The following is a 15848-nucleotide window of genomic DNA, read 5'->3' as shown; positions in this document are numbered from 1 at the left end:
TCAGCGCTCCTGCTTCGGTAGCACCGCAATCGCGAGGCCGAGGATCACGGGGATTGCCGCCAGCAGGGCCAGGAAGTCCGGCGCCAGGTCGGCAATGGCAAGGGCCTTGCCGAACACGCCGCGGCTAATGGTCAGCATGTGCGAGGCCGGGTAGGCTTCGCCGAGCAGCCGGCCCGCTCCCTCCAGGGCCGTGACCGGGTTGATCAGTCCGGCGTACTGAATGGCGGGCAGCATGGTCCCGATCATCGTGAAGAAGATGGCGCCGATCTGGCTGCGGGTAAAGGTGGAAGCGAGCAGACCGATCCCTGTCGAGCAGATGCAGAACAGGAAGGCCGCCAGTGCCAGGGTCGCCATACTGCCCTTGAGCGGCACGCCGAGGACGGCCACGGCAAGCAGCGTCATCAGGACGAAGTTCAGCATCGCCAGCGCCACATAGGGCGCCTGTTTGCCGATCAGGAACTCGCTGCGCCTCACCGGCGTGACATACAGGTTGACGATCGAGCCCATTTCTTTCTCGCGCACGACGGCAAGTGCGGCTTGCATCGCCGGCAGGTTCAGCAGCAGCAAGGCGATGATCGCGGGCACCATGGCCGGCATGCTGCGCACGTCCGGGTTGTAGCGGAAGCGGGTTTCCACCGCCACAGCACTCCTTTCCGGCACCCGGCCGGTGCGTGCGGACCGGGTGACGAGCCAGTGCTGATGCATGCCCTGCACGAAACCGTCCACCGTTTCGGCCCGCACCGGGTTCGCCCCATCGATCCAGGCGCCCACCTGGACCGGGGTCCGGCGCCCGACCGCCCGTGCGAAGCCGGGCGGGATCTCGATGGCCAGGGCCAGCTCGCCCGAACGCATGCGCCGGTCCAGCTCCTCGTAGCTCGACAGCGGAGCGCGCTCGACGAAGTAGCGCGAGCCCGACAGGTTGAGCGCGTAATCGCGGCTGAGCACGGTCTGGTCACGGTCGAGGACGGCATACCGCAGGTTCTCGACATCCATGCTGATCCCGTAGCCGATCACGATCATCAGGAGCAGCGATCCGAGCATCGCCAGAGCGGCGCGCACGGGGTCGCGCCGCAGCTCCAGCGATTCGCGCCGGCAATAGCTGCCCGCCCGCCCCAGCCAGTCGCCGCCGCGACGGACCGGCATCGGCCGCGGCGGCGGCGCCACCGGCGCCGGGCTGTCGTCGGCCTGGCGCAGCCAGCCAATGAACGCCTCTTCCAGCGAGGCCGCGTTGCGTTCCGCGCACAAGGACCGCGGCGTGCCGCTGGCCAGCACGACGCCGGCATGCATCAGGGCGACCCGGTCGCAGCGCTCGGCCTCGTTCATGAAGTGCGTCGACACGAAGATCGTCACCCCATCCTGGCGCGACAGCTGCAGCAACTGTTCCCAGAAGCCGTCGCGCGCGACCGGATCCACCCCGGAGGTCGGTTCGTCGAGGATCAGCAGCTCCGGTCCGTGCACCAGCGCCACGGCCAGCGACAGGCGCTGCCGTACACCCAGCGGCAGACCACCCGGCAGGGCATCCAGCACTGCTTCCAGCCCAAAGCGCCGGGCCACGGCGGCGCAACGCGGGGCGATGCTCGCCTCGGGCAGGTCGAACAGGCCTGCATGCAGCAGCAGGTTCTGGCGTACAGTGAGCTCCTGGTAGAGCGAGAAGCCCTGCGACATATAGCCCACGCGCCGCCTGGTGGCGGCATCGAATCCGCGCGGACGCTGGCCGAATACACGCAGCTCGCCGCTGCTGGGCGCGAGCAGGCCGGCCAGCATCTTCATGGTAGTGGTCTTGCCGCAGCCGTTCGATCCGATGAAACCGAAGATCTCGCCGCGCGCGATCCGGAAACTGACTTCCCTGACCGCGACGAAGCCGCCGAAGCGGCGCGACAGGCACGTTGCCTCGGTGGCCGCTTCGCCCTGCCCCGCATCCAGCCGCAGCCTTGGCGCCGGGGGCTCCGATCTGGCGCCCCGCGTGTCCGGCAGCAGCCGGACGAAGGCCTGTTCCAGGCTCGCGGCCCCGGTCCGCGCCAGCAAGTCGCCCGGCGTGCCGGACGCCAGGATCCGGCCGCCGTCGAGCGCCACCAGCCGGTCGAAGCGCGCGGCTTCATCCATGTAGGCCGTGGCGACCAGCACCGTCAGCTCCGGGCGGCTCGCGCGGATCGCACCGATCAGGTCCCAGAACTGCGCCCGCGCCAGCGGATCGACGCCGGTGGTCGGCTCGTCCAGCAGCAGCAGGTCGGGATCGTGGATCAGGGCGCAGCACAGCCCAAGCTTCTGTTTCATTCCTCCCGACAGCTGTCCTGTCGGCCGGGCGAGAAAGGGATGGAGGCCGGTGCTCCTGGCGAGCAGGTCGATGCGCTCGCGCCGGTCGCGTGCATCATGACCGAACAGGCGCGCGAAAAATTGCAGGTTCTCCTCGACCGACAGGGTCGGATACAGGTTCCTGCCCAGGCCTTGCGGAAGGTAGGCGATCCGCGGGCAGACCCGGGCACGGAAGCGGGCCTTGCACATGTCGCCTCCCAGCACTTCCACGCTGCCCTGCTGGATCCGGCGGGCGCCGGCCAGCACCGCCAGCAGGCTGGATTTACCTACCCCGTCTGGCCCGATGAAGCCGGTGACCTTGCCGGCCGGAATCTCGAGCGAGATGTCGTCCAGCGCCACGACCTGCCGGTAGCGCATGCGCAGGCCGGAGACGCGGGCCGCCGGGGCGCTCCCTGCGTTCATCGGGTCTCCCGCAGCGCCAGCTCGGGCGGCCAGGGCTGCCTGTCGTCGAGCCGTATCCAGGCCACCCCAGGCACTCCGGCCTTGACGTGGCCGGCATAGCGCTCCAGTATCCGGCGGTCGACCTGGGCCTTGACGCGGAACATCAGCTTCTGGCGCTCGCTGGCGGTTTCGACGGTTTTGGGGGTGAACTGGGCGACACTGGCGACGTAGCTGACCGTGGCGGGCACCACAAAGTCGGGCACCGCGTCCAGCTGCAGGCGCACCTCGGTGCCCAGGGCGATCCGGCCGGCGGCGGTCTCTGGTACGAAAAAGCTCATGTACACGTCGGTCAGGTCGATCAGGTTCAGCACCTTCCCGCCACCCGCCACGACTTCGCCGGGCTGGGCCAACCGGTACTGGATGCGGCCTGCGCGCGGCGCAGTGAGGACACCCTCCCGTAGTTCGGCGTCGACACGCGCCGTGGTTGCCTCGGCGACCAGCACGGCCGAGCGTGCGCCGACCAACTGGGCCTGCGCCGACGCGATGGCGGCGCCGGCGGCCTGGCGCTGGGCGCGCGCCGCCTCCACGGCCGCGCCGATGCTGCGCACGCGGGCGTAATCGTCATCGAGTTCCTGGGTCGCGATGGCGCCCTTCCCGGCCAGCGCAGTGGAACGCTGCAGCCGGCGCTCGGCCGCCTCCAGTTCGCTCAGGCGCTGAACGACCATCGCCGCGGCCGCCGCTTCTTCGCCGCGGCGCATGGCCAGCTGGGCCTGGGTGCCGGCGACGGCGTCGCGTGCCTGCCGCTCCCTGACCACGGATTCGGCACGCTGCGCCTGCAGTGACTGCAGGTCCATGCGCGCGACCACCTGGCCGCGCCTGACGAGGTCGCCCTCGTCGACCAGGATCTCGGCGACGCGGCCTGCCTGCCTCGATGCGATGTCGATCTCGATGGCCTCCACGCGCCCGTTTCCGCTGACGAAACCTGGTCCGGGCCCGCGCGGCTGGGTCGCGCGCCAGCCGTAGAAGGCCGCGCCACCCAGCAGTAACGACGCGAGCGCGAGGCCCAGCCGGCGCAGCCACGGGCGCTTCATCGGATAATCCGGCCGAGATCGTCGGCGATCGTGTCGAGCAAGCCCGGGATGGCGGCGCGGACCGCCGGGTCCGGCTCGGTGCCTGGCGCCGCCTGACCCGCCTCCACGCCGTACACCAGCAGGATCGGGGGCAGGATGGCGAGCACCCGGCCGAGGGCGATACTCTCGGCCACGCTGAAGCCGTGGCTCGACACCGAGCCGGGCGACGCCGCCAGCGCATGGGGGTCGAGCTTCCTGACCGTGCCGGGGCGGGCTCCGCTTTGCAGCGCGTCGACCAGGATGATGGCATCCACGTCGCGCAGCAGCGCCAGCAGTTCGGCCGGCCGCTCGCAGCGGCAGGCTTCGACCGAGCCGGCCGGGTAGCGTCCCGACATGCCGCCGGCCTCCAGCGCCGCGATGGCGTCCCAGCCGATACGGTCGTCGCCGCAGGCGGAGCCGATGCCGATGATGCGGACCCGGCTCATCGGCGCCGCACCGCAAGCGTGAGGAAGTGTGTCGCGCAGGAGATGCAGGGATCGTAGTTGCGGATCACAGTCTCTCCACGCCGGCGCAGCTCGTCGTCGGGACGGTCCAGGCCGAAATCCTCGAGCGATTGCAAGAGGTCCTGTTCGATCCGTGCCTGGTTCTGGCTGGTCGGCGGGACGATCCGCGCCCGCCGGATGATTCCGTCGCCGTCGGTCTCGTAGCGGTGCCACAGGATGCCGCGTGGAGCCTCGGTGCATGCCATCCCGATGCCGGCACGCGGGATGATCTCCGCCCATGGCGCATCAGGCAAGCGGTATTGCTCCAGGAGCCGGAGCGCCTCCAGCAAGGCGCACCACACTTCAGCGGCGCGCGCCACGATGCTGTGGAAGACATTCGAACTGGGGAAGGGGATCCCGGCCGCGGCCAGCCCCGCGCGCACGGGTTCCGGCAGAAGATGATGGTTCAGGTTGACACGGGCGAGCGGCCCGACCAGGTAGGCCTGCCCCTGCAGCAGGCTGTGCAGGGCTGTAGAGTGCGGCACCTGGTGTTCGGCGAAGCGGCTTTCGTAGTCGTCCGCGCCGATGTCGAGCCCCTGGCTGGACACGATGCGGCCCTCGTTCATCGGATACTCGTGCGGATGGTGCAGGGCGACGCTGGGAAACTGCTGCGCGCTGTCCGGCAGCGGCAGCGCCGCGGTCCAGGCCAGCAGCGCCTGCGCTTCCGGCAGGGCCTCCCGCAGCCGCTGGCACAGCGCCGCTGCCGCTTGCGGCGCTGGCGCATGGTGGAAGCCACCGACCCGCACGCCGACTGGATGCACCGAGCGCGCACCAAGCAGCCGGATCAGGTCGTTGCCGAGGGCCTGCAGGGCCAGCCCGCGCCGCACTTGGTCCGGATGGTCCTGCGCCAGCTCGATGACACTGCTGCAGCCCAGGAAGTCAGGCGCCGCCAGCAGGTGGATGTGCAGGCAGTGGCTCTCTATCCATTCGCCGCAATACATCACCCTGCGCATCGCCCGCACCCAGGGGCCGGGATCGATCCCGAAGATGCGCTCCAGCGCATGCACGGCACTCATCTGGTAGGCGACCGGGCAGATCCCGCAGATACGCGCCACCATGTCTGGCACCTCGTGCCAGGCGCGCCCCTGGAGGAACTTCTCGAACAGGCGCGGCGGCTCATAGATGCGCAGCCTGAGGCTGGCAATCCGGCCGTCCGCGATGTCGATCTCGAGCGCGCCCTCGCCTTCCACCCGGGCCAATACCGGTACCCGGATGCCGACCGTGCGCTTGTCATTCATCTTCGGCTCCCGTCGCTTCCAGGCCCGCCTTGCGGAAAGCCGGCGCGCCATTGTTGATGAACAGGTAGCGGCGCGCGACTTCTTCCCTGACCAGTCCCAGTCCTTCCAGCCAGCGAGACAGCGACCGGGTATTCAGATTCTCGGCGGGCCCGTAGCAGCCGTAGCAGTCACGTCCAAACGAGGGACACAGGGCGCCGCATCCGGTGCGCGTGACCGGTCCCATGCAGGGAGATCCCTGCGCTACCATGACGCAGACATACTGGCGGCGCTTGCACTCGAGGCAGACCTTGTCTTCTTCTTCCGGCGGCATCACGCCTGACAGCAGGGCGCGCAGGGCGCCCAGCACTTGCCTGCCGTTGACCGGACAACCCCAGAGTTCGAGATCGACCTTGACGTGCCGCGCGATCGGCGTGGAACTGACCAGGGTCTCGACATACTCCGGACTGGCGTAGATGCCCTGCACCCACGCCTTGGCGTCGGCCATCCCGCGCAGCGCCTGCACCCCGCCCGCGGTCGCGCAGGCGCCGATCGTCACCAGCCAGGTGGCGCTGGCCCGCACCTGGCGGATGCGCTCGAGGTCGTGCGGGGTCGAAATGCTTCCCTCGACGAACGCGACATCCACCGCTTCGTCCGCCGCTACCGGTCCGGCTTCCGCGAAGTGCACGATGTCGACCAGTTGCGGCAGCAGCAAGAGCGTTTCCCCGAGGTTGAGAAAGGCGAGCTGGCAACCATCGCAGGAACTGAATTTATGAACGGCGATACGCGGCTTCATCAGAATCCCCAGACATCGAACAGCGGCTTGATCTCAGGATAGGAGAACACCGGCCCCTGGCGGCACACGAAGGACCCGCCGTACTGGCAATGGCCGCAGTGGCCGAGCGCGCAATGCATGTTGCGCTCCATGCTGAGCCAGATATTGCCCTCCTCCACGCCGCGCAAGGCAAGCTCCCTTGCGCTGGCGCGCATCATGCCCTCCGGCCCGCACATCATCACCAGGGTCTGCCCGGTCTCGATCCGGGCCTCGTCGAATACCCCGGTCACCAGGCCGACGTGCCAGGGCCAAAGGGGGCCGCCATGATCGGCCGAGAGCAGGACCTGGGTGTCGGCCAGGCCCGCCCAGGCGGCATAGCGCTCGCGCCACAGCAAATCTTCGGCATGCTTGACCCCCTGGATGATCGTCAGCCGCCCGAACTCGGGCCGGCGCAGGACGATGTGATTGATGACGGAAACGACTGGCGCACAGCCGAGCCCGCCCGTCAGCACCAGCACGTCGCGGTCCTGTGCCAGCGCCAGGGGCCACCCCCGCCCGTAGGGACCGCGCAGGCCGATGCGCTCGCCCGTGCGTAGCCGGGCCATGCCATGGGTGACGCGCCCGACCTCGCGGATGGTGTGCAGCAGATGCTCGGGCTCTTCCGGGTCGGAGACGATCGAGATCGGTACTTCGCCTGCGCCGTACAGATATAGCATGTTGAACTGGCCGGGATCGAAGCGGTAGCCTTCGCGGACTGCCTGATCGCACAGCCTGAGCCGCAGGGTGAACACCGAAGCCGATTCCTGTATCCGCTCGACGACCTCGGCTTCGGCGGGCAGATGCGGGTTCACGGTCCGCTCCTGCAGATCGCGCCGGCTTCTTCCGTGATGTCGATCCCGACCGGGCACCAGGCGATGCAGCGTCCACAGCCGATGCAGCCGCTGCGGCCGAACTGGTCGTGCCAGCTGCCCAGCTTGTGCGTGAGCCACTGGCGGTAGCGCGTCCGGGTGTCGGGACGCACCGTCAGGCCGTGGATGTGGCTGTGGCCGCGGGTGAAGCAGGAGTCCCACTCGCGCGCGTGGACCGACTCGCCGCCGTCGATGCGTGGCCGCTCTGGCTCGCTGTGGCAGAAGCAGGTCGGGCATACCGACGTACAGTTTCCGCACGAGAGGCAACGGTCGGCGACCTCGTCCCAGCGCGGATGCTCGAGGTTTGCAAACAGGGAGGCGCGCAGGTTCCTACCCGGCAGGCTGCGCGTCATGGCCTGTTCCGCCCTTGCCGTCTGTTCCCGCGCCTCGGCCAGCTGCGCGGGCAGCGCGGCGGCCAGCGCCAGGCCTTCCAGCACGGCCCGTCCCCGCTCGCTTCCCGCTTCGACCAGGAAGCCGTCGTCCCGTTCGTCGAGTGCAAGATCGAAGCCATGGGTCGCGCGCGGCCCATCGCCGGTCGAGACGCAGAAGCAGGTCGAGGCCGGATGGCTGCAGTTGACGGCGACCAGGAACAAGCCGTCGCGCCGCATCCGGTAGAAGGGATCGGGCGCCGCGCCATGCGCCCCTTGCACGAAATGCTGGTCCTGGATCGCCAGCGCGGCAAGATCGCAGGCCCGGACCCCGAACACCGCCAGCGGCCGGACCTGCGGCGCATCGCTGCCGAAATCGAGCCCCCCGTCCAGACGGCGCCGGGCACGCCACAATACCTCGCTGGGCGCGAAAAGGAGCGGTTTCAGGGCCTGGGGACCGTTAGCCCAGGCGAACGCGCGCGGGCTGCCGGTGTCGGTCAGCCGGTAGCTGCCCGGCTCCTGGTGGTCGCGCATGCCGGTCGGGAGTTCGCTTGCGTCCGCCAGCGCTTCGAACACGATGGCACCGTCGCGCGCCTTGGGCCCCATGCACTGGTAGCCGGCGGCGGCAAGCGAATCGATCAGGTCCTGTAGCCGTGCCCGCGGCATGAAATAGGCCTGTGCGCTGTCCATGGCGATCCTCGCTTAGCAGATCCGCGGCAGCGGATCGTCTTCCAGTTCTTCGAGATAGCGCTCGCCGCCAAGGGCGGTTCGCAGCATCACGCAGCGCCGTTCGCCGGAAACGGCGCCGACGATCGCCGACTCGCGTCCCTCGGGCAGGCTGCGCCACGCGGTCAGCGCGGCGGCGGCGGCGTGCGCGGCCACCACGGCAACGACGCGGCCTTCGCACGCGAGATAGAGTGGGTCGTAGCCAAGCATGTCGCAAACGGCGCGCACCTCCGGAAAGACGGGGATGGCGGACTCGCCGAGCACGATGCCGAGTCCGGTCCCGCGGCACAGTTCGTGACAGACGGTCGCCAGCCCGCCGCGCGTCGGGTCGCGCATGAAGCGCAGGCCCCTAATCGGCAGCAGCGCCTGTGCCAGGCCAATCACATTGGCACAGTCGGACTTCAGTTCGCCCGCCAGCCCGAACTCCTCGCGTGCCAGCAGCACCGCAGTACCGTGGTCGCCCACCGGCCCGCTGACGAGGATCCGATCGCCTTCCTTCACGTGTGCCATGCCCAGCCGCAGCCCATCGGGCCGCAGGCCGACGCCGGTGGTGGCGAGGTAAAGGCCGCTGGCTTCGCCGCGCCGCACTACCTTGGTGTCGCCCGCGACCACGGCCACCTGCGCGGCGCGCGCGGCGCGCGCGATGCCAAGCACGATCCGGTCCAGTTGCTCAATCGCGAAGCCCTCCTCGATGATGGCGTTGAGCGTCAGGTACTGCGGCGTGGCGCCGGCGACGGCCAGGTCGTTGACCGTGCCGTTGACGGCCAGCTTGCCGATGTCGCCACCGGGGAACTCGAGGGGCTGTACGGTGAAGGCGTCAGTACTGAGCACGATATGACCGGCGCGCAGCGGCACCGTGGCGCCATCGAGGTCCGTATCCAGGCAGGGGTTTGCAAGATGGCGCACGAAGACCGTTTCGATCAGCTCGCGCATCAGGCGGCCGCCGTTGCCGTGCGCTAGCTGGATGCGGCTGTTGGGCGTCATGGCCGTGCTCCCGCTTCCACCAGCTGCCCGAAGGAGAGCGCCGCGTCGTTGCATGGCAGCCGCTCGGCCAGCCGCACATCGAAGCCGTCCCCGGCCAGCAGGCCGACGACCTGCCCGGTAAGCCAACGGTTCTGGAACACGCCCCCGCACAGGCCGACCCGGCGCACCCCGGTGTCCCTTCGCAGCGCGTGCGCCTGTGCCAGCAGGCCGCTTGCAAGGCTGGCCTGGAAGACCGCGGCACGCTCGCCCGACGGTCGGCTCGCATCAAGCAGCATGGGCAGCACTGGACGCCAATCCAGTTCCCACAGACCAGTGGCATTTCTCGCCACCGGCAGGGGCAGTGCCGCGCCCTTGTTCCGGTCCGCGGCGGCCTCCAGCCACATCGGTCCCTGCCCCTCGAAATCACCTTCTTCCAGCAGGCCCAGCAGCACCGCGGCGCCATCGAACAGCCGTCCGGCGGCCGAGCTCGTATGACAGTTGAGCTGCCTGCGCCATGCATGCCGCAGGAGCCCGTACCGCTCGGAACGCCATGCGTGGCCCGCATCCCAGCACATGGCGGCCGCGCTGCGCCAGAGTTGCCGCGCTGCCAGCCCGGCGCCGACAATGCGCAGCGGCCGCAACGTCGCCACGCGCCGCCAGCGACCCGGCATACCGGAGAACGCTTCGCCGCCCCACAGGGTTCCGTCCATCCCGAGACCAACGCCATCCCAGGTGAAGACCAGCCAGGCGTCGACATCCGGATGTTCCGCCGCCAGCGCCGACGCATGGGCGTGGTGGTGCCAAACCTTGATCAATGGCAGTCCCGTGCCGGCGGCCCAGCGGGTACTGGCGAAACCGGGGTGCGCATCGCAGGCGATCGCCGCCGGCGAGATGCCCTGGAGAGCCGCCATGTCGGCCGCCGTCTGCTGGAAGACGTCCATGGCGCGTGCGCTGTCGAGGTCGCCGATATGGGGCGACATCGCTGCGCGCGCCACCCAGCCCAGCGCCAGCGTGTTCTTCGTCTGGCTGCCGGCGGCCAGGACCGGGCCAGGCAGCGGAAACGGGAGCGCGAGGTCGATGGGTGCGGCGCCGCGTCCCAGGCGGATCGGGCGCGGCCTGCCCGCGATCATCCTGAACACCGGGTCGTCCGCCGGCCGCGCTATACGCCGCCCGTGGTGGAGATAACCGTCGGCGACCCCGGCGAGCCGCGCCTCGACCTCGTCCGCCTCGGTCAGGACCGGCTCCCCGCTGAGATTGGCGGAGGTGGCCACCAGCGGTACGCCAGCGGCCTCGATCAGGAGGTGGTGCAGCGGACTGTAGGCCAGCATCGCCCCCACTTCGTGCAGGCCCGACGCGATATTCGGCGCAAGGGGCCCACCCGTTCGCGGCCGTGCCAGCAGGATCGGCCGGAGCGGACCGGCCAGCACCGCGTAGCCGGCCTCGTCGATATCGAGCAGCGACCGGATTCGCGCCGCGCCGGCAGGCAGCATCAGCGCCAGCGGCTTGTGCGGCCGCCGCTTGCGTTCACGCAGCCGGGCCACCGTACTTTCGCTGGTGGCATCGGCCATCAGGTGGTAGCCCCCGATGCCCTTGACGGCGACAATCCGGCCAGCGGCAATCTGTGCGGCGCAGGCGGCCAGCGCCGCTTGCGTGTTATCGATCGCGGGGGAACCTGGCGCGTGGAAGCACAATTGCGGACCGCAGGCGGGACAAGCGATCGGCTCGGCATGGAAACGGCGGTTCCCGGGATCCTCGTACTCCGCGCGGCACAGCGGGCACATGGCGAACTCGCGCATGGTCGTATTCTCGCGGTCATAGGGCATGCCCGTGATGAGCGTGTAGCGCGGCCCGCACTGCGTGCAGTTAATGAAGGGATAGCGATAGCGGCGGTCAGCGGGATCACCAAGCTCGCTCAGGCAATCATCGCAGCAGAAGCAATCGGGAGGCAGATGAAGCTCGCGCTCGCGCGCCTGCTCGCTGGGCACGATCCGGAAGTCGGCGAATCCGACCGGCGCGCAGTTGGCGCAGGACGCGATGCGCGGGAGCGCAAGCCGAGGGGCCTGGGCCAGCAGCGCGTGGCCGAACTGCGCGAGCGCCGCCGCTCCGGCTTCGCCGACGATCACGACCTGTCCTGCGACATTATGCACGTAGCCACGAATGCCGTAGGCCCGGGCCAGTCGGTACACGAAGGGCCGGAAGCCCACCCCCTGCACGCGCCCGGTCAGCAGCCAGCGGCAGGCCTGGCTCTCGCCACCGGGTTCCTGCAGGCTGCCGGCGCCGGCGCTGTCCATGCCCTACTCTCCGCTCGCGGCCAGCACCGGGCTGCGCGCCCGGCTCGTCCACCAGATCCGGCAGGCGCCTTCGTCGGACACCATGCAGGGACCAATAGGTGCCCGCGGGGTGCAGGCCCGTCCGTACAGGCGGCAATGGTCGGGGTAGATCTTGCCCAGCACCACCTTGGCGCAATCGCAGCCGGGCGGCATCTGTCCGGCACGTGGCCGCGTCGTCCCGGCCGCAGTGGGCGCAGTCGGAAATCGCAGGCGCGCGTCGTGCGCGGCGAAGGCCTGCCCAATCCGGTAGCCGGACTTCGGGATCGTGCCGATCCCGCGCCATTGCGCATCGATGACGTCCATCGCCTGCAGCAGCTGGCGCTGCGCGAATGGGTTCCCTCCCGCTTGCACCACCTGTGGGTAGCAATTGTCCAGGAAACAGCGGCCCTCGACGATCTGCCGCAACACCGAATAAGTCGCCGCCAGCAGACTGTCCGGCGTGAACCCGGCCACCGCCGCCGGGACCGCATGCCGATCGACCACGAAGCCCCACTCCTCCTGTCCCATGACGGCGCAGACATGGCCCGGGGCCAGCAGGGCGTCGAAGGAAGGCCGCTCCGATTCCAGCAGCATGGCCACCGTGGGCGAGGTGCGGCGCGCCGACAGCAGCAGGAACAGGTTGGCCGGCGGCGCGTCGAGCAGCATCGCGGCGACCGGCGCCGTGGTGGTCTCGAAACCGGCCGCGAAGAACACCACGGGACGGGCCGGATTGGCGCGCGCGACCGCGACCGCCTCCAGCGGACTGGCGATCGGCCGCACATCGGCGCCCGCCCCGCGCGCCTGCTCGAGCGACCGTACCTCGCCTTTGGGCAGGTTGCCGGGCACCCGCAGCATGTCGCCGAATGCCAGCAGGATCACCCCATGGTCGAGCGCCAAGCGGATCGCATCGTGGATGTCCTGTTCCGGACACACGCAGACGGGGCAGCCGGGGCCGGGGATGATCTCGACTTGCGGCGGCAGGACGGTGCGGAGACCCGCCATCGCGACGGTACGCTCGTGGCCGCCGCAGACGTTCATGATCCGGACGCGATCGGGCAGGGGAAGTCGCGCGATCTCGTTCAGCCATTGCAGCGCCGTGACGCTCATGTTGCAACCTCTGCCGGGTGGCCCTGCGCCGCATGCAGCCGGCGCAACCAACCGAACCATTCGTCCATGCCGGTGCCATCGCGGGAAGAGGTCGCCAGGGTCGGTGCAGGGTTGCCAATCTCATTCATGTAGCGCTGCGCGCGTTCCGGCACGAAGTCCGCGAGGTAAGGCAGGAGGTCGATCTTCGTAATCAGCATGAGGTCGGCGCAGCGGAACATGACCGGGTACTTGGCCGGCTTGTCGTCGCCTTCGGGGACGGACAGCAGGATCACGTCGGCATGCTGGCCAAGAGCGAAGCTGGCTGGGCATACGAGGTTGCCCACGTTCTCGATAAACAGGAGATCGACCGGCTCGTTGCGCAGCTGGTGCCAGGCGTCGTGGACCATTGCCGCGTCGAGGTGGCAGGCGCTTCCCGTCGTGATCTGCACCACAGGCACGCCCTTGGCCCGGATGCGGCGGGCATCGTTGTCGGTTTCCAGGTCGCCGACTATGACCGCGATCCGGAAGGTGGCCGACAGCGCCTCGATGCTGGCCTCGAGCAAGGCGGTCTTGCCGGCGCCCGGGGATGACATGAGGTTGATGGCCAGGGTCTGGTGGAGGTCGAAATGCCGCCTGTTGTGCCCGGCTGCCCGGTCGTTCTCGCACAGCAGGCCGCGCATGACCTTCACCCTCGAGCTGCTCCGCGCCAGTGGCACGTAGTGTGGCGTCTTGTCCGCCTCGCTTGCTCCACAGCCACAATCTGCGCACATGAGGATTCCTTTCACAAGGCGGCCGGCTCAGGCGCCGAACTCCAGGTCTACACTTTCCAGCAACATCTCGTCACCACTCAGCAGGCGCGTCCGGGAGCACGCGCATGCCGCGCATGTCAGCCGCGCCGGCGTGGCCTCGGACACGGCGGCGCACTCCTGGCATAGCACGCGTACCGCGGCAGGCAGGATGATCAGGTCCGCATGCTCGGCGACGGTCTGCTTGCGGGACTGCATGTAGGCTGCCCGCAACAGTGCTGGCTCGATCCCTGACAGCGGCCCGATGCACAAGGTAATGGCGCTGACACCAGTGGCATTATGTTGCCTTACCAGGCCGGCAAGCTGGTCGAGCAGCGCCCTGCTGATCGAAAGTTCGTGCATCGCGTTTCGGGATTTCCACCCCCTGCATCCGGTCGATGAGCTCCCAGGTCGTCCTTGCCTCATGCGCGACGATCTTCTGGATGGCGTATCCCACATGGACGAGCACGAAGTCACCCGGCGCGACCGCATCGGACGGGAGCAAGTACAGGCTGACTGCACGCCGTATGCCGCTTGCGCTGCACCAGGCAGTCCCGTCCTCGATTTTCAGTACTTCCATTGGTACGGCAAGGCACATGCCAACACCTTGTACCCGACAACGCGGATGGAGATTAAACAAATACTCTCGCAAGCTCGGGCTTCTTCGTTTGATTCGGATCAAATTTGCCAGCATGGGCGAAGCAAGCTTCGGAATCCTGCGTTCACCAGCGCGGCTGGCCAGCGTCCATTTTGTCCGGGCTCCGCCCATTACGCTCGCCAAGGCAGATGCCGAGCTCGCGCACGGTGTGCACCGTATCGCCGTCGATGGGAACCCGCCTGCTGCGGCCGGCAACCTCGGCCAGGGGCACGCTTACGATGCCATCCCCGTCCAGCGCCACCATCACGCCCTGCTCGCCGCGTGCCAGGATCCTGACTGCCGCTGCCCCGAAGCGCGATGCGATGACGCGGTCGAATGCGGAAGGGCGTCCGCCGCGCAGCAGATGGCCCAGCACCACGTTGCGGCATTCCTTGCCTGTACGGCTGCCGAGTCCCGCTTCGACCCAGGCGCCAATGCCGCCCAGGCGCTCGGCCTGGCCGGCCCCGGCGGCCGCGAGCAGCTCACGCCGCCGCCCGAGCGGCTGTGCGCCTTCAGCCACCACGACGACGGAGTGGCGCCGCCCGGCAGCGTCGCGTTTCGCGATGGCCTGCGCCACCGTATCGAGACAGAACGGGATTTCGGGAAGCAGGATCGCATGCGCGCCCGCCGCCAGGCCCGCGTGCAGCGCAATCCAGCCAGCGTAGCGTCCCATCACTTCGACAACCATTACGCGGTGCTGGCTATCCGCCGTGGTGTGCAGACGGTCGATGCATTCGGTCGCGAATCCTACTGCGGAGTCGAAACCGAAAGTCTGGAAGGTGCGGTCGAGATCGTTGTCGATCGTCTTGGGTACGCCGATCACCCGCAGTCCTTTGCGCCGCAGGCAATCGGCGATGCTCATCGAGCCGTCGCCCCCGACAACGATCAGGGCATCGAAGCCGCATTGGCGGCAAAGACCAACCAGCTCGTCGGTGCGATCCTGTTCGATGGGCCCGCCGCTCCCACTCTTTGGATAGCGCATCGGGTTGCCCCGGTTAGTGCTGCCGAGGATCGTGCCGCCGAGATGGCCGATGCCGTGCACGGCATCGGTCGACAGGCGTAGAACCGGTTCGCCGAGGCAGTGCTCGGGGGCGAGCAGTCCATTGAAGCCGTCCCGGATACCATGGCATTCCCAACCAAGCTGGTCTGCAGCAAGCACGACCGCGCGGATTACGGCGTTGAGCCCGGGAGCGTCGCCCCCTCCTGTGGAGATGGCAATTCGCCTGATGACAGGATCCATGAATCAGCGCCTCGTCGTGCACGACTTTTCTATTGCGGGGCCGCCGGGTTCGGCGGCCCGCTGCCCTCGCGATTACTGGATCTGCAGCTGTCTGCGGGCGGTTCCCGGCTTCTTGGGCAGGGTCAGCTCCAGGATGCCGTCCTTGTACATGGCCTGTGCATTGGCGTCGTCGACGTCTTGCGGCAGGGTGAAGCTGCGCGTCTGTACACCGAAGTAGCGTTCGCTGCGCAGCGTGTTCTCGGTCTTCTCATCCTTTTCCTGGCGAACCTCGGCGGTCAGGGTTACCTGGTTTCCCTCTACGGCAACCTTGATATCGTCTTTGTTCACGCCAGGAATCTCCGCCTTCAAGGTGTACGCCTGCTCGGTTTCTGCCACGTCGACGCGAATCCGCGGTTGCGCTTCGGGGCCACGCCAGCCCGGCACCATGCGCAAATCATTGAAGAACTCGTCCATGTTACGGAACGGCTCGAAACGGGTTATCTCGTTGAACGGGTCAAAGCGCGTTAATCTGTTCATGACATCCTCCCTTTG

At 68.6% G+C, this 15848-nt stretch carries 16 protein-coding genes; 1 reads left to right on the top strand and 15 read right to left on the bottom strand.

The window, feature by feature from the left end; all coding sequences use genetic code 11:
• Window positions 1-2715 (bottom strand): ribosome-associated ATPase/putative transporter RbbA, encoded by a 2715-nt coding sequence (gene rbbA, locus Q9246_RS11330; RefSeq protein ID WP_306397646.1) that lies wholly within the window; start codon window positions 2713-2715, stop codon window positions 1-3.
• The gene (locus tag Q9246_RS11325; protein ID WP_306398147.1) at window positions 2712-3596 is read right to left on the bottom strand and encodes an HlyD family secretion protein; all 885 of its coding nucleotides are present in this window, start codon (window positions 3594-3596) and stop codon (window positions 2712-2714) included. Before Q9246_RS11325 ends, rbbA begins: the two co-directional genes overlap by 4 nt.
• Between Q9246_RS11325 and Q9246_RS11320 the strand changes: the two genes are divergently transcribed.
• A complete protein-coding gene (locus tag Q9246_RS11320) occupies window positions 3547-3717 on the top strand; it encodes a hypothetical protein (protein WP_306398288.1) in 171 nt (56 codons plus the stop codon). The two genes, Q9246_RS11325 and Q9246_RS11320, sit on opposite strands and share 50 nt — an antisense overlap.
• Window positions 3718-3781: 64 nt before the next feature.
• On the opposite strand, the gene Q9246_RS11315 is transcribed toward Q9246_RS11320, so the two are convergent.
• The 13 genes from Q9246_RS11315 to Q9246_RS11255 form a co-directional block, all read right to left on the bottom strand.
• On the bottom strand, window positions 3782-4249 hold the full coding sequence (locus Q9246_RS11315; RefSeq protein WP_306397645.1) for a hydrogenase maturation protease: 468 nt from the start codon (window positions 4247-4249) through the stop codon (window positions 3782-3784).
• Window positions 4246-5544, bottom strand: a complete 1299-nt coding sequence (locus Q9246_RS11310) for a Ni/Fe hydrogenase subunit alpha (protein ID WP_306397644.1) — start codon at window positions 5542-5544, stop codon at window positions 4246-4248. Before Q9246_RS11310 ends, Q9246_RS11315 begins: the two co-directional genes overlap by 4 nt.
• Complete coding sequence (locus Q9246_RS11305) at window positions 5537-6316, bottom strand: NADH-quinone oxidoreductase subunit B family protein (protein WP_306397643.1); 780 nt, start codon at window positions 6314-6316, stop codon at window positions 5537-5539. The genes Q9246_RS11310 and Q9246_RS11305 overlap by 8 nt, the downstream gene beginning before the upstream one ends.
• Entirely contained in the window at window positions 6316-7146 is an 831-nt protein-coding gene (locus Q9246_RS11300; RefSeq protein WP_306397642.1) for an FAD/NAD(P)-binding protein, read from the bottom strand. The genes Q9246_RS11305 and Q9246_RS11300 overlap by 1 nt, the downstream gene beginning before the upstream one ends.
• Window positions 7143-8261 (bottom strand): 4Fe-4S dicluster domain-containing protein, encoded by a 1119-nt coding sequence (locus Q9246_RS11295; RefSeq protein ID WP_306397641.1) that lies wholly within the window; start codon window positions 8259-8261, stop codon window positions 7143-7145. The genes Q9246_RS11300 and Q9246_RS11295 overlap by 4 nt, the downstream gene beginning before the upstream one ends.
• Before the next feature lie 12 nt (window positions 8262-8273).
• Window positions 8274-9281, bottom strand: a complete 1008-nt coding sequence (gene hypE / locus Q9246_RS11290) for a hydrogenase expression/formation protein HypE (RefSeq protein ID WP_306397640.1) — start codon at window positions 9279-9281, stop codon at window positions 8274-8276.
• Window positions 9278-11551, bottom strand: coding sequence for a carbamoyltransferase HypF (gene hypF / locus Q9246_RS11285; protein WP_306397639.1), 2274 nt, complete (start codon window positions 11549-11551; stop codon window positions 9278-9280). The genes hypE and hypF overlap by 4 nt, the downstream gene beginning before the upstream one ends.
• 3 nt (window positions 11552-11554) lie before the next feature.
• Window positions 11555-12676, bottom strand: a complete 1122-nt coding sequence (gene hypD, locus Q9246_RS11280) for a hydrogenase formation protein HypD (protein ID WP_306397638.1) — start codon at window positions 12674-12676, stop codon at window positions 11555-11557.
• Window positions 12673-13335: a hydrogenase nickel incorporation protein HypB gene (gene hypB, locus Q9246_RS11275; protein ID WP_306397637.1), complete on the bottom strand. Its 663-nt coding sequence runs from the start codon at window positions 13333-13335 to the stop codon at window positions 12673-12675. Before hypB ends, hypD begins: the two co-directional genes overlap by 4 nt.
• Window positions 13336-13452: 117 nt before the next feature.
• Window positions 13453-13803: a hydrogenase maturation nickel metallochaperone HypA/HybF gene (locus Q9246_RS11270; protein ID WP_306397636.1), complete on the bottom strand. Its 351-nt coding sequence runs from the start codon at window positions 13801-13803 to the stop codon at window positions 13453-13455.
• A complete protein-coding gene (locus Q9246_RS11265) occupies window positions 13739-14038 on the bottom strand; it encodes a HypC/HybG/HupF family hydrogenase formation chaperone (protein ID WP_306398145.1) in 300 nt (99 codons plus the stop codon). The genes Q9246_RS11270 and Q9246_RS11265 overlap by 65 nt, the downstream gene beginning before the upstream one ends.
• Before the next feature lie 124 nt (window positions 14039-14162).
• Window positions 14163-15317 carry a 6-phosphofructokinase gene (locus tag Q9246_RS11260; protein ID WP_306397635.1) on the bottom strand — a complete coding sequence of 385 codons (1155 nt, stop codon included), beginning with the start codon at window positions 15315-15317 and terminating at the stop codon, window positions 14163-14165.
• A gap of 72 nt (window positions 15318-15389) precedes the next feature.
• Window positions 15390-15833 (bottom strand): Hsp20/alpha crystallin family protein, encoded by a 444-nt coding sequence (locus Q9246_RS11255; RefSeq protein ID WP_306397634.1) that lies wholly within the window; start codon window positions 15831-15833, stop codon window positions 15390-15392.
• Between the last annotated feature and the right edge of the window lie 15 nt (window positions 15834-15848).

This window comes from Telluria beijingensis, assembly GCF_030770395.1.
GTDB lineage: Bacteria > Pseudomonadota > Gammaproteobacteria > Burkholderiales > Burkholderiaceae_D > Telluria > Telluria beijingensis.
This window is presented reverse-complemented; position numbering and strand designations above follow the sequence as displayed.